This is a genomic window from Pseudomonas sp. WC2 (assembly GCF_050586545.1).
GTDB lineage: Bacteria > Pseudomonadota > Gammaproteobacteria > Pseudomonadales > Pseudomonadaceae > Aquipseudomonas.
On record NZ_JBOBDR010000009.1, the window covers coordinates 132380 to 146198 of the forward strand.

Sequence of the window (13819 nt, forward strand, 5' to 3'; positions counted from 1 at the left end):
TATCAGGGCTATGAAGGTGATTGGTGTTCAGCAAAGGCATGGTCTGCTATCATCGCCAGCCTTTGTTGATACCAGTTCGCAATTTGCGCTGAAGCGGCCCAAGCCATGATTAAACAACGCACACTGAAAAATATTATCCGTGCCACAGGTGTAGGCCTGCACTCCGGTGAGAAGGTCTATCTGACCCTCAAGCCTGCGCCTGTCGACACTGGCATTGTGTTTTGTCGCGCTGACCTCGACCCTGTGGTGCAGATTCCTGCCCGCGCGGAAAACGTCGGTGAAACCACTATGTCGACGACGCTGATCAATGGCGACGTGAAAGTGGACACGGTAGAGCACTTGCTCTCGGCCATGGCTGGCCTGGGCATCGATAACGCCTACGTCGAGCTCTCCGCGTCCGAAGTCCCGATCATGGATGGCAGCGCTGGACCCTTCGTATTCCTGATTCAATCGGCAGGCCTGGAAGAACAGGACGCCGCCAAGAAATTCATCCGCATCCTGCGTGAAGTGACAGTGGAAGACGGCGACAAGCGCGCCACTTTCGTCCCTTTCGAAGGGTTCAAGGTGAGCTTCGAGATCGATTTCGATCACCCGGTATTCCGGGACCGCACCCAAAGTGCAAGCGTGGATTTTTCCAGCACTTCGTTCGTAAAAGAAGTCAGCCGCGCCCGTACCTTTGGTTTCATGAGTGACATCGAGTACCTGCGCAAGCACAACCTCGCACTCGGCGGCAGCGTTGAAAACGCAATCGTGGTCGATGCCGATGGCGTGTTGAACGAAGACGGCCTTCGCTATGAAGACGAATTCGTGAAGCACAAGATCCTCGATGCCATTGGCGACCTGTATCTGCTGGGTAACAGCCTGATTGGTGAGTTCAAAGGCTTCAAGTCCGGTCATGCACTGAACAACCAGCTGTTGCGCAAGTTGATTGAGCAAACAGATGCTTGGGAAGTGGTGACGTTCGAAGACGCCAGCACCGCACCAATCTCTTACATGCGCCCGGTTGCGGCGGTGTAAGTAAAAAACCTCTCTAGTTTTTTGAAGGCCATCCCCGGATGGCCTTTTTTTATGCCTGTGGTTTCTCTAGTGCCTGATCCGGCCTCTTCGCGAGCAAGCTCGCTCCCACATTTCAAATGCATTTCCCTGTGGGAGCGAGCCTGCTCGCGAAGGCGCCGGTGCAACCGCCACAGAACCCTCAGGCAGCCATCACCACCCGATTCCGCCCCCGTTCCTTGGCCTGATACAACGCCTTGTCCGCCGCAAACAGCAACTGCTCCAACGTCATCTCACTCGCCGCCGTCCAGGTCGCGATGCCAATACTCACCGTCATCGGCCGCTCCGCCCCGTCAACCCGCGGCAGTTGCTCCACGGCATTACGAATATGCTCGGCAATCATCTGCGCACCCTGGCCATCGGTCTCGGCCAGAATCACCGAAAACTCCTCGCCACCATAGCGCGCGACCAAATCCGCCGGTCGTCGCACATTGTCAGTGATGACCTTGGCCAACGACTTCAACGCCTGATCACCAGCCTGATGCCCATGCCGGTCGTTAAACGCTTTGAAATGATCGGCATCAACCATCATCACCGACAGCGGTTTGCCCGAACGCTGGGCGCGGAACCACTCGTGACGTAGCGATTGATCCAGCATCCGACGATTGGCTACACCGGTCAGCGCATCAGTCGCGGCCAATTGCGCCAGCTCGCGCTCGGCACGCTGGCGTCGGCGCAGCTCGCGGGCCAGCAGCCAGGTCAGCCACAGCAAGCCCACGCACAGCACGCCGGTGGCACCGCTGATCAGCAGCGCCGTGCGGCGCCAGGTGGCAAACACCTCATCGCTGGACAGCGCGACCATGACCGTCAGCGGCAGATTGCCGACCCGCGAGTAGGTATAGAGACGCTGTTGATGGTCAATGCTCGAGGTGCTGGTGAAACTGCCATTGCCATCGGGGTCGCGCAGGATTCGTATCACATTGGGCCGATTGCCGAAGCTCTTGCCGATTGAATCGCTCTGCAGATATGGCTTCTGCGCCAGCAGGACGCCGTCGTGGTCGATGATGTTCAGCGTGCTGCCTTTGCCGATGTCGAGGCTGTTGAACAGCTGATCGAAGTAGTCGAGTTTCATCGACGCCACCGCCACGCCGGCGAACTCCCCGGTGTCCGTAGAAATCCTGCGGCTGAAACTGATGCGCCATTGATTCGCCTCGTCGCAGTCGCAGCGGGTCTTGAACGGGCGGCTGATGAACATGCCCATGTCGCGGTTGAAGGCGTGGGCGAGGAAGTAATCGCGGTCGGCGAAATTGCCCGGTTTCGGTTCGATGCGAGAAGAGTCGGCGAGCACGTCGCCATGCTTGTCGAGCAGCAGAATATCGCCCTTGAAACGCGCGGTGGTGGAGCGATCAAACAGCGCCAGATGACGGATCTGCGGCGAGATGTCCTGCAGGTCATCGCGCTGGGCTGAGGCGATCAGGCCCTGCAGGGTCAGGTCGTAGAGTTCGACGGTGCGCAGCACGTCGGCGTCGATCAACTGGGCGATGGTGGTGGCACTGCGGGTTGCGGATTGCCGAGCGTTGGCGTGCTCGCGGATCAGCAGAAAAGTGACGATGCACAAAATCGCGATCACGGTCAGCAAACTGCCGCAGATCAGCAGCAGCTCGGGGCGTCCGGTCTTGCCCGTAACGGGCGGGGTGCGGCTCGCGATCATGATGGGATTGTCGGTTAGAGGGATCTTGTAAGCGTAGTTGCACTCCCGTAGGAGCTGCCGAAGGCTGCGATCTTTTGATCTTGCTTCTAAAAATCAAAAAGATCGCAGCCTGCGGCAGCTCCTACAGTTTCAGCGCCGATCTTAGAAGACGTTGATCGGGTAGTCGATGACTACGCGGTATTCATCGGTGTCGGTATCAATCGCGCCGTAACCATTGCCGCCACGGTTGGTCGCCCATTGCAGGCGTACCGCGAGATCTTTGGCCTGGCCGCTTTGCACGACGTACTGCAAATCGATGTCGCGCTCCCAATGCTTGGCGTTACGACCATCAGCGCTGTACCAGTTGGAGTAGCCCTTGCTGTCAGGATCGACTTTGGTCAGATCCACCGTTCCCCGCGAGTAGGACAGCGCCGTGGTCAGGCCCGGCATGCCGACACCGGCAAAGTCGTAAGCGTACTTGAGCTTCCACGAACGCTCGTTCGGGCCGTTGAAGTCCGAGTATTGCTGCGAGTTGTCGAGGTAAACGCTGTCGCCCTGGCTGATGTAGTCGAACGGTGTGTTGCCGTTGACCCGCTGATACGCGGCGGTGACGCTGTGGTTGCCGACGCCGACGGTGAAATGCAGGCTGTAGGTGTTGTTGTCGATATTGCCGAGCAACGCATCACCGGTGTCTTGCGTGTGATAGAAGTGCAGGCCCGGGTTGAGGCTGACCAGATCGTTCAACTGCCAGGTGTAATCCAGGTCGTAGTAGTACTGGTTCCAGATGTCCTTCAGCTCGGAGGCATACAGGCTGCTGGTCAAGCCTTCGACACCGCTCCAGGCCACGCCGGCCCAGTTCAGGTGTTGGCTTTCGTCACCGTCGGCCAAGGTGCCGTAGGAAGTGCCGATCCGTGTGTGACCGCTTTGGTTGTAAGGCTTGGTGAAACTGGCCTGACCACCCTCGATCAGCCAGCCATCGAAGCTGTGGTTGGTCAGGCTCACACCACGAAACGTCTGCGGCAGCATGCGCGTGTCACCGCCGGCGATCACCGGGTTGGTGAGGAACAGGTCACCGGCCTTCAATTCGGTATCGAAGGCGCGCATCTTCAATGTGCCGCCGGCGGTGGAGAACGATCCCGGTGCTTTGCCGTTGCCATCGCTGATCGGCAGGATGCTCGAACCGTCCGTACCGCCACCGCCGTCGAGTTTCAACCCGAGCATGGCGTGGGCATCGATGCCGAAACCGACCGTGCCTTCGGTGTAACCCGACTGAAAGATCCCGAGAAACCCTTGTCCCCACTCGATGTTGTCGTCCGCTTGCTGCAGGCGGTTGCGATTCATGTAGTAGTTGCGGGCGTTGAGGTTGAGGCTCGAACCTTCGACGAAGCCTTCTTTGGCAGGTTCTTCAGCGTGAGCGGCGGGAGCAATCGTTGCGGCAATTGCAATGAACAGCGGGGTGAAACGGACTGGGTAACGCACGTGCAATGGAGCTCCTTGGGTCAACTGGCGCCTCTATGTGTTGAGGCGCTCGATGTTTCTTGTTGTTACAGACGAACCAAACGGCTTTCAAACCACAACGAAAAAAGGCCGCTGAAAGGCAGCGGCCTGGAATGACGACGGTTGAACGGGAAGAGCCAAACAACCGCGTCGAGGGAATCGGTTAAGCGGGGGGCGGCTCAGCTGTCTTTTTCCAGCGATTGAGCCTGGGACGTTGCGGCTTGCGGGGCTTGCGAGGCGTCTTGGGCCTTGGCCATCACTTCGGCCTGATGCTGATCGAATGCCTGAGCGCGAGCGACATTCTGCGCCACAAACGACTGCGATTCTTCAGCCATCGCCATCGGCGACAGGATCAATGAGGACAAAACGAACGCGCTGGCAATACCCATACTGTTGGACATCTTGAAAACCTTCTCGCTTGGCGAGTGCTGTTTGGTGCGGGCAAAGATAAGGTCGCCGGGCGTTGGGAAACAGCGTGATTTTCATAAATGACTGTTACAGCAGAAGCAAAGATCGCGGCTTGAGATCGTTCCCACGCTCTGCGTGGGAATGCCTCATCGGACGCTCCGCGTTCGGCTTTGGAAGGGACGCAGAGCGTCCCCGGCTGCATTCCCACGCGGAGCGTGGGAACGAGCGGTGCGCAAGGGTTAAACAGGGAGGTGAATCCCGAAAGTATTCATCCCCCGATCACTGCGCACAAACACATCCCCGCCATGCATCAGCGCAATCGCCTTGACGATCGCCAGCCCCAAGCCATGGTTATTGCCGCTATTACTGCGCGACGCATCGACTCGATAAAACCGCTCGAACAACCGTGACAAATGCTCACTGGCAATCGGCGAGCCGGGGTTGGCTACACCAATACTAACCTGATGCGCTTCAACCTCAATCCGCACCTCGATCACCTGACCCGGCTCGGTGTGCTGCACCGCATTGCTCAGCAGGTTGATCAACGCCCGACGCAAATGCGCCACTTCAATCTGCACCAGCGCATCACCGCTGACCTGCACTTGAACCTGCGCGTCTTCGAGGATGAAATCCAGATACTCCAACGTCGTCGCCACTTCATCGGCTAACGAAGTCGAGGTCAGTTTGGTCGCCTTGTTGCCCTGATCGGCACTGGCCAGAAACAGCATGTCATTGATGATCGAACGCAGCCGTTCGAGTTCTTCCAGATTCGATTGCAGCACTTCGAAATAGTGTTCGGCAGAACGCCCACGGGTCAGCGCCACTTGGGTCTGGCCGATCAGATTGGTCAGCGGCGAACGCAGTTCATGGGCGACGTCGGCGTTGAACGATTCCAGTCGCGAGTAGGCGAGTTCGACCCGTTCCAGCGTCGAGTTGAACGAATCGACAAACTGTTCCAGCTCCGGTGGCAGCGGCGACAGACGCAAGCGTCCGGCGCGCAGGGGGGGCGCCAGTCGTTGCGCTTCATGGGACAGTTTGATCAACGGCTTCAAGCCAATCCGCGCCACCCAATACCCCAGCGCCGAAGCCATCAGCACACCGACTATCGCCAGGCCAATAAGCGCGATCAGCAGATGGTGCTGCGTCTCATGAAAGGTCTCGGTATCGATGCCGATCATGAAGCGCAGCGGCGGGCGCTGATCCTTGGCCGGAAACTCGCTGACCAGCACTTTCAGCGGATACGGCTGATCCGGCAGTTGCAGATCGTGCATGCCCAGCGGGCCATTGGTGATCGCGCGAATCTGCGGCGTGAGCTGGCCGTATTCATATTGCGGGTCACCACTGCTGATCCAGAAACTGATGCGCTTGTCTTCTTCACCGAGCAGCTTGAGTTTGTTGTTGATCTTCACCCAGTGCTCAGGCGTGCCGAAGCGGCCAACCGTGGATTCGAGCACGCTGTAACGCGCATCCAGTTCGGCTTCCGGGAGCAACCCCAAGCCTTTATCGACTTGTTGATACAGCGCGCCGCCGATCAACAGAAACACCAGCAGCGCCACCAGCGTGAACATCCCGCTCAGACGCAGGGCAATCGAGTTACTGGACACCACGGCTCTCCAGCACATACCCCATGCCGCGAATGGTGTGCAGCAGTTTCTCGTCGAACGGCCCGTCGAGCTTGGCGCGCAGGCGTTTGATCGCGACTTCGACGACGTTGGCGTCGCTGTCGAAATTGATGTCCCAGACCATCTCGGCGATGGCGGTTTTCGAAAGGATTTCACCTTGCCGGCGAGCCAATACGCTCAATAGCGAGAACTCCTTGGCGGTCAGATCCAGACGCGCGCCGGCGCGGGTGGCCTTGCGGCTTATCAAATCTATCCACAGGTCGGCGATGCTCACTTGCACCGGTTCATGGCCGCCACTGCGCCGGGTCAGCGCTTGCAGGCGCGCGACCAGTTCAAGGAAGGAAAACGGTTTGCCGAGGTAATCGTCGGCACCGTCACGCAGGCCTCGGATGCGATCTTCGACACGCTCGCGGGCGGTGAGCATGATCACCGGGGTTTGCTTGCGCGCACGCAATGCGCGTAGCACGCCGAAGCCATCGAGGCCCGGCAACATGACGTCGAGGACGATCACCGCGTAGTCGCTTTCCAGCGCCAGATGCAGACCTTCGACGCCGTCGCGGGCTCGATCCACGGTGTAACCCTGTTCCGTCAGACCGCGGTGCAGATAGTCCGCGGTTTTCTCCTCGTCTTCGATAATCAGAACGCGCATGACCCGCCTCAGTCTGTGGTCGCCAACGCCGGCTGGGGCGCAGGTTTGGGTCTATGGAAAAGTCGCTCGAGCCATAAGTATATGACCGGCGTGGTGAACAGCGTCAGCATCTGGCTGACCAGCAAACCGCCGACCACCGCGATGCCCAACGGCTGGCGCAATTCGGCGCCGGTGCCGTAACCGAGCATCAGCGGCAGCGCGCCGAGGAGGGCGGCGAGGGTGGTCATGATGATCGGCCGAAAGCGCGTGATGCACGCCTCGAAAATCGCATCCTGCGGCGACAGGCCTCGGTGTCGTTGGGCTTCGAGGGCGAAGTCGATCATCAGGATGCCGTTCTTCTTGACGATACCGATCAGCAACACCAGGCCAATCAACGCCATGATCGAAAAGTCCTGGCCGCAGATCCACAGCATGATCACCGCGCCCAAGCCTGCCGCCGGCAATGTCGAAATGATCGTCAGCGGGTGTACGAAGCTTTCATAAAGCACACCGAGAATGATGTACACCGCCACCAGCGCCGCGAGAATCAGCCACGGCTGACTGGCCAGCGAACTCTGGAACGCCTGCGCCGCCCCTTGGAAATTGCCACTGATTGCGGTCGGCATACCGATCTCGGCCTTGGCCTGATTGAGCAGAATCACCGCGTCGCCCAACGCCACGCCGGGCGCGAGGTTGAACGACAGATTGGCCGCGGGGAACATGCCGTCGTGGGCAATCGACAACGGGCCAATGGTCGGCGCGTCGAATTTGGCCAGCGCTGACAGCGGCACCATCTCGCCACTCAGCGGCGAGCGCAGGTAGAAATAGTTGAGGCTTTCGGCCTTGCCGCGCTGCTTGGTGTCCAGTTCCAGAATCACGTTGTACTGGTTGACCTGGGTCTGGAATTCATTGATCTGGCGTTGGCCGAAAGCATCGTACAGCGCCTCGTCGACATCGCTTGCGGTGAGGCCGAAACGTGCAGCGGCACTGCGGTCGATGCTGATGTGGGTGATGCTGCCGCCCAGTTGCAAGTCGTTGGAAATGTCACGGAACGCCGGGTTGCTACGCAGTTTTTCCGTGAGGCGTTGCGTCCATGTCGCGAGGGTCGCGCCGTCGTTGCTCTTGAGCACGTATTGGTACTGCGCGCGGCTTGGGCCGGAGCTGAGGTTGATGTCCTGGCCGGCGCGGAGATAGAGGACGATGCCGGGGACTTTCATCAGTTGCGGACGGATACGGTCGATAAACTGGCTGGCGCTGACGTCACGGTCACCGCGTTTTTTCAGGGCGATCCAGAAGCGGCCGTTAGCGATGGTCTGGTTGCTCCCGGAGACCCCGACTGAATGGGAAAACGCCTGCACGGCCGGGTCGGCGGCGACGATTTCGGCCATCGCCAGGTGTTTTTTCACCATGTCACCGTAGGAAATATCCGCAGCGGCTTCGGTGGTGCCGAGGACGAAACCGGTGTCCTGCACCGGGAAGAAACCTTTGGGGATAAAGATGTAACCGCCGATGGCCAGCGCCAACGACAGGCCGAACACGCCGATCATCAATTTCTGATGGGCGAGGGCGCGGCGTAGACCTCGTTCGTACCAGCCGAGCAAGCGTTCGCTGAAACCCGGTTTGTCGTGGGCGTGATGCACCGGTTTGCGCATGAACAGCGCTGCCAGCGTCGGCGCGAGGGTCAGCGACACCACCACGGAAATCATGATGGTCGACGTCGCGGTCAGGGCGAATTCCTTGAACAGTCGCCCGACCACACCACCCATGAACAGCAGCGGAATAAACGCCGCCACCAGCGAGAAACTGATCGAGACCACGGTGAAGCCGATCTCGCCCGCGCCTTTGATGGCCGCCTCGCGCATATCGTCGCCGGCCTCCAAGTGTCGGTGGATGTTCTCCACCACCACAATCGCATCGTCGACCACAAACCCCACGGCCACCACGATTGCCACCAGCGTCAGGTTGTTCAGGCTGAAACCGAGGATGTACATCAAAGCGAAACTGGCGATCAGCGACACGCCGAGCACGGCCGAGACAATCAGGGTTGCCGACAACTGGCGCAGGAACAGCGCCATCACCGCGACCACGAGCATGATCGCGATCAACAGGGTGATTTCGACCTCGTGCAGCGAGGCGCGGATGGTCTGAGTGCGGTCGATCAGGGTTTTCACTTGCACCGACGCTGGCAGCATCGCTTCGAGGCCGGGCAGGGCGGCTTGAATGCGGTCCACGGTTTCAACGATGTTGGCGCCGGGTTGGCGCGAGATCACCAGGTTCACCCCGGGTTGATCACCGGCCCACGCTTGCACGTAGGCATCTTCCGAACCGTTGACGACTTTGGCGACATCGCGCAGGTGAACCGGGGCGCCATCCTTGTAGGAAACGATGAGCTGGCTGTAGTCCTCGGGGTGGAACAACTGGTCGTTGGTCGACAGCGTCGAGATGCTTGATTCGCCGTACAGCGCACCTTTGGCGAGGTTGAGGCTGGTCTGCTGGATCGCCAGACGAATGTCGGCGAGGGTCAAGCCGATTGCGGCGAGTTTGTCCGCCGAGGCTTGCACGCGGATCGCCGGACGTTGCTGACCGGTGATGTTGATTTGGCCTACGCCGTCGATCTGACTGATCTGACGCGAGAGCAGGGTTTCCACCAGGTCACTGAGTTCGGTGCCGGGCATTTGCGTCGAGCTGACGCTGAGGATCAGCACCGGGCTGTCGGCCGGGTTGACCTTCTTCCACGTTGGCAGCGTCGGCATGTCCTTGGGCAGTTTGCCGGCGGCGGTGTTGATCGCCGCCTGGACTTCTTGCGCGGCGGTGTCGATGCTTTTATCGAGGGTGAATTGCAGGGTCAGCAGGCTTGAGCCCAGCGCACTGCTCGAGGTCATCTGGGTCATGCCGGGGATGGCGCTGAATTGCACTTCCAGCGGCGTGGCCACGGATGAAGCCATGGTGTCGGGGCTGGCGCCGGGCAACTGCGCGGAGACCTGGATCGTAGGAAATTCCGCTTCCGGCAGTGGGGCAATCGGTAAACGCGGGAAGGCAATCAAACCGACCAGCACCAAAGCGATGGTCAGCAGAATGGTCGCCACCGGATGATCGATGCACCACGTCGAGACGCCTTTGTGCGCCTTCATGGTTTCGGCTCCGCTTGCACCACCTGCGCCGGCTCGGTCATGACCTGCACCGTTGAACCGGGTTTGAGCCGCGACTGGCCGTCGGTGACCAGCACGTCACCGGCGTTCACGCCTTTGATGATGTCCTGGCCGCTGCCTTGGTAAACCATCTGCACTTGCACGGCTTCGACCTTGTCGCCGTTCACGCGGTAAACGAAGTGCTGATCGAGGCCACGTTGTACGACGGTGGGCGGAACCACTAGCGCATCTTTGTCGAGGGCCGTCTGAATTTTCACCGTGACCAGCAGGCCGGGCCAGAGCTTCTGGCTGGCGTTGGCGAATTCGGCTTTGGCGCGGATGGTGCCGGTGTTGGCGTTGATCTGGTTGTCGATCAGGGTCAGGTGACCTTCGCCGAGCAGGTTGCCGGTTTCGCCGTCGGTGTCGGCGCCGATGTAGGCCTTGACCGGTGCGCGTTGCGGATCGTTGATCAGGCCTTGCAGGGTCGGCAGCATTTGCTGCGGCAGCGAGAACTCGACGGCGATCGGGTCGATCTGAGTGACGGTGAACAGGCCGGCGGTGTCGGTCATGCGCAGGAAGTTGCCCTCGTCGACTGTGCGAATACCGACGCGACCGGTGACCGGGGAGCGAATCTGCGTGTAGGAAAGTTGTACCTGCGCCGCATCAATCGAGGCCTGGTTGCCTTGGGCGGTGGCTTTCAGTTGGTTGACCAGAGCTTGCTGCTGGTCGTAGGTCTGTTTCGAGATGCCGTCGTCGACGGTGAGCAGTTTGTAGCGCTTGAGGTTGACCAGAGCGACTTGCAGTTGCGCCTGGCTTTCGCCCAGTTGCGCGCGGGTCTGGTCGAGGCTGGCACGGATGGAGCGGTCGTCGATGGTGGCCAGCAGGTCGCCTGCTTTGACCAGTTGGCCTTCTTTGACGAGGATTTTGGTGAGGATGCCGTCGATTTGTGGGCGCACGACCACGCTGTGTAATGAGAGTACGGAGCCGATGCCGCTGGTGTAGCGGGGGACGTCTTTTGCGCTGACCGCTATGACTCGCACGGGGATGGCGGTGGGGGTGGCGAGTTTGGTCGGGGCGGGTTTCAGGGCGTACCACAGACCTGCGCCTGCGAGGACGATCAATAGGGTGGCGAGCAGGGCTTTGTTCTTTTGGATTCGCATGCGGGGTGGGCGCCGGACGGAGTTTGGGCAGGGTTGTTCTCTTTATAAACCTGTCAGCGGGTCAGTAGGGTGACGGCTAGCTGTCAGCGCTGTCAGTTTCGCTGCGTACATATCCGTTGCTGCGGTAACGGCGGCTTAGGGTTTCGCCCTGACGGCGACTCACTTTTTTTACAAACGCCTAAAAAAAGTAAGCAAAAAAACGCTTGCTCCTACGTGCGGCCCGCTCGCTGGGGCTCGGGGTTCCTTCGCTGCGGGATCGATCCGGGCGCAGCGCCTACGGTTTGCTTCGCTGCACCTCCTCTCGCTGTGTTTGGCTGCGCCAAACGGTCGCTGCGCTCCCACGCCCGGATCAATCCCTCCACTCAGCCTTCCGATGTCGCCCGTGGATCAAGATCAAGATCAAGAGCAGGCGAGCTGACACTCGGCCTATTGAGTGGTGAAGAGCGGGTGTTCGGCTTTGGTTTTGTGCGTTTGTTGCGTTCAACGCGGTATCGCACGTCGGCGTACCTCTCCCAAACACCTCGGTCAGTCCCCTCTCCCTCTGGGAGAGGGCTAGGGTGAGGGTTGGCTTTTGGCTGTTTAAATTTGTGTCAAATAACCAGAACCTTCCCACAAGGTTTTCAGGTTGTCCGTCGGACGTGCGCTCTCTAGTCTTGGGTTGTCGCCGAAAACTCGGCGATCGGGTGTGAGAACCCTGAAAAATTAGTGATTCAGTCCATCAGTCCGCATAATTGCCGGCGGCTTGTCCGCTGCTGCAAATGCTCCATGGCAGCTGTGTGCGGGCAGACTTCGGTCTGGCCGGTTTCCTATTTTTCCGGTTTCTCACCCCGCACATAGCTGCCACCCACTTCGCCGCGTGAGAAACGGCAAGGGATGGCTCCCATTTGCAAAATAGGGTTTCCAATGACTAAGCCAGTTCCAGATCCACCCATCGATCCCACCACCCCACTCGAAGACGCCCTCCGCGCCGAAGATCAGATCAAAACCCGCGAAGCCATCAATCGCGCCCTCGATTTCTACCTGCGTCCCGAATCCGCAAAACCGCGCCAACCCAGCACGATGTTCCTCATCCACCCGAACATCGACACCGAAAGCCTGCTCGCCCATGCTTGCGAGTCCCTCTCTTCAGCCCATGTCATGGCCGGTGATCTGGCGGATCAGCTCAACCGCCCGCAACGCAGTACGGCGCTGGCGATTCAGCAGATTGTCATGCTCGCCGAACTGGCGGTGAACCGGGCGCTGGATCGGGTTGATCCGCAAATGTAACTCGTCCTGATACCGCGTCATCGTTCTTCGCGAGCAGGCTCGCTCCCACCTTGAAAGGCGTCCGACCTGTGGGAGCGAGCCTGCTCGCGAAGACGTCGGATCGGGCAACACATCTCTACCGGTCAGCGTTGTTAATCAGTCCCAAAAAGGGACCGATCAGTCCCAGAAATGGACTGACTGCTCTGCAAGCCGTTCGGCGCGCACTGCAAATCTTCAGGTGCCGAGCCATGGCGCACAGGTATACTGCGCGCCTTCGCGGCTCACTGATCGGGCCCGACTTTTTGCTTTCCGGAGCTTTTATGACTTCCCCGACCCTGCCGCCGGTTGACGACGCCGTGAGCGATGTCCCGGCTGAACTGGCCGACACCAGCGATACCAAAGCCGAAATCCCGTCTTTCAAATTCCCGTTCAAACCGGGCGAGCTGGCTTCGGCCAAAGGCTCGAACCAGCCTTGGTACAAGAACGGCGCCAAGAATGGCCACACCAAGACCCCGGGCATGGCGCCGCCGGGCACCCGTCGTTCGATGGGCAAGCGCTGATCTGTTTGAAGTAGTCGCAGCAAGAAGCAGATTATTCCCACAGAGATAGCCGATCCGTCCTCTGGGAATCCAAGTGACCTTTCGTCAAAGATTCATGCCCCGTGAATGCTTTGACGAAGGTCGCTTCCATGTCTCTGACAAAAATCCTCTCCGCCTTGTCGTTGTTGGCCCTGACCACCGGTTGTGTGTCGTCGGCGGTCGAGCCGACGCTGCGGTTTGGCGTTGAACCGCAGGTTCCCCCTTTTGAAAGTCGCAACGATAAAGGCGAGCTGGTCGGTCTGAACATCGAGTTGGGCAACGCACTGTGCGCCGAAATGCAAAAACGTTGTGTCTGGGTCGATCAGGATTACGCGACCAACGTCGGCGCGCTTGAGGACAATCGTTTCGATGTGATCATGCCGATGACGGCCACCCCGGCGCGCCGGGAACGCATCGACTTCACCGACAATCTCTACCCGCTGAGCAGCCGGTTGGTAGCGCGCAAGGGCACGAACCTGCAGCCCAATGCTCTGTCGCTCAAAGGCAAGCGGGTCGGGGTCTTGGCCGGCACCAGCCGCGAGGCGTTCGCCAAAGCGCATTGGGCCGAGTCAGGTGTGACGATTCGCAGCTTTCAGTTCAACACGCAACTGATTACCAGCCTGCAGAACGGTGAGATCGATGCGACCCTGCAGGATTCCATCGAAATAACCTACGCCTTGTTGAGTCAACCCGAGGGTGAGGCCTACGGTTTTGCAGGCCCGGCGCTCAAGGACTCGATGCTGGGCACAGGCGTGGCCATGGCGCTGCGCAAAACCGATAGCACACTGCGTGATGAACTCAATGCGGCCCTCGAACGGTTGAAGCAGAGCGGCCAGTATCAGGCGATCACTGAGCGTTATCTGAGACAGT

General features: G+C 59.5%; 10 protein-coding genes and 1 pseudogene. 4 read left to right on the top strand and 7 right to left on the bottom strand.

Features of this window, described 5'->3' with window-relative positions:
* Positions 1-105: 105 nt before the first annotated feature.
* Positions 106-1017, top strand: a complete 912-nt coding sequence (gene lpxC / locus ACQ4OE_RS13270) for a UDP-3-O-acyl-N-acetylglucosamine deacetylase (protein WP_007916984.1) — start codon at positions 106-108, stop codon at positions 1015-1017.
* A 178-nt stretch (positions 1018-1195) separates the two neighbouring features.
* Here lpxC and ACQ4OE_RS13275 read toward each other — a convergent pair whose 3' ends face one another.
* The 7 genes from ACQ4OE_RS13275 to ACQ4OE_RS13305 all read right to left on the bottom strand — a co-directional run bounded on the left by ACQ4OE_RS13275 (position 1196) and on the right by ACQ4OE_RS13305 (position 11126).
* A complete protein-coding gene (locus ACQ4OE_RS13275) occupies positions 1196-2704 on the bottom strand; it encodes a sensor domain-containing diguanylate cyclase (protein WP_430946884.1) in 1509 nt (502 codons plus the stop codon).
* Positions 2705-2845: 141 nt separating this feature from the next.
* On the bottom strand, positions 2846-4162 hold the full coding sequence (locus ACQ4OE_RS13280; RefSeq protein WP_430946885.1) for an OprD family porin: 1317 nt from the start codon (positions 4160-4162) through the stop codon (positions 2846-2848).
* A 197-nt stretch (positions 4163-4359) separates the two neighbouring features.
* Complete coding sequence (locus ACQ4OE_RS13285; protein ID WP_430946886.1) at positions 4360-4581, bottom strand: hypothetical protein; 222 nt, start codon at positions 4579-4581, stop codon at positions 4360-4362.
* 246 nt (positions 4582-4827) lie between these two features.
* Positions 4828-6192, bottom strand: a complete 1365-nt coding sequence (locus tag ACQ4OE_RS13290; protein WP_430946887.1) for a heavy metal sensor histidine kinase — start codon at positions 6190-6192, stop codon at positions 4828-4830.
* Entirely contained in the window at positions 6182-6859 is a 678-nt protein-coding gene (locus ACQ4OE_RS13295) for a heavy metal response regulator transcription factor (RefSeq protein WP_430946888.1), read from the bottom strand. The genes ACQ4OE_RS13290 and ACQ4OE_RS13295 overlap by 11 nt, the downstream gene beginning before the upstream one ends.
* An 8-nt stretch (positions 6860-6867) precedes the next feature.
* A complete protein-coding gene (locus ACQ4OE_RS13300) occupies positions 6868-9969 on the bottom strand; it encodes a multidrug efflux RND transporter permease subunit (RefSeq protein WP_426619175.1) in 3102 nt (1033 codons plus the stop codon).
* A complete protein-coding gene (locus tag ACQ4OE_RS13305) occupies positions 9966-11126 on the bottom strand; it encodes an efflux RND transporter periplasmic adaptor subunit (RefSeq protein WP_430946889.1) in 1161 nt (386 codons plus the stop codon). Before ACQ4OE_RS13305 ends, ACQ4OE_RS13300 begins: the two co-directional genes overlap by 4 nt.
* Positions 11127-12029: 903 nt before the next feature.
* On the opposite strand from ACQ4OE_RS13305, the gene ACQ4OE_RS13310 reads away from it, so the two are divergent.
* From ACQ4OE_RS13310 to ACQ4OE_RS13320, 3 genes and pseudogenes are all read left to right on the top strand, one after another.
* A complete protein-coding gene (locus ACQ4OE_RS13310; protein WP_430946890.1) occupies positions 12030-12392 on the top strand; it encodes a DUF6124 family protein in 363 nt (120 codons plus the stop codon).
* 299 nt (positions 12393-12691) lie between these two features.
* Positions 12692-12931, top strand: a complete 240-nt coding sequence (locus ACQ4OE_RS13315; RefSeq protein WP_122590006.1) for a hypothetical protein — start codon at positions 12692-12694, stop codon at positions 12929-12931.
* Between the two features lie 128 nt (positions 12932-13059).
* Positions 13060-13812: pseudogene (locus tag ACQ4OE_RS13320) on the top strand (transporter substrate-binding domain-containing protein); the annotation flags it as partial.
* Positions 13813-13819 lie beyond the last annotated feature (7 nt).